This window comes from Streptomyces niveus, from assembly GCF_001723055.1.
In the GTDB taxonomy this organism is placed as follows: Bacteria; Actinomycetota; Actinomycetes; order Streptomycetales; family Streptomycetaceae; genus Streptomyces; species Streptomyces niveus.
Genome location: NZ_MDCR01000523.1, coordinates 327 through 600 on the forward strand (window position 1 = coordinate 327; position 274 = coordinate 600).

The window sequence follows — 274 nt, forward strand, 5'->3', positions numbered from 1 at the left end:
CCGGCGATGTCCCTGGCGGCGGCCCCGGTTCCGGCGCTCTTCACAGTGACCAGCACATAGTCGGCACTGGCCACGGCCTCCTGTCCGGTGGCCAACGCCAGCCGGTCCGGCGGGAGATGAACGGAACGGCGCCCCGTCCGGAGGCGGTGAGGGTGAGCCCCCGCTCACGCAACACGTCCATGCGGGACGGGCGACCGATGAGCACCACCTCGTACCCGGCGGCGACAAGGTGACCACCGAGATGGCAACCGATACTGCCGGCGCCGAGTACGGC

Annotated in this window: 1 protein-coding gene; it reads right to left on the reverse strand. The window is 71.2% G+C overall.

Features of this window, described 5'->3' with window-relative positions; all coding sequences use genetic code 11:
- Window positions 1-40 precede the first annotated feature (40 nt).
- On the reverse strand, window positions 41-253 hold the full coding sequence (locus tag BHU15_RS38955) for a ketopantoate reductase family protein (RefSeq protein WP_255293313.1): 213 nt from the start codon (window positions 251-253) through the stop codon (window positions 41-43).
- Between the last annotated feature and the right edge of the window lie 21 nt (window positions 254-274).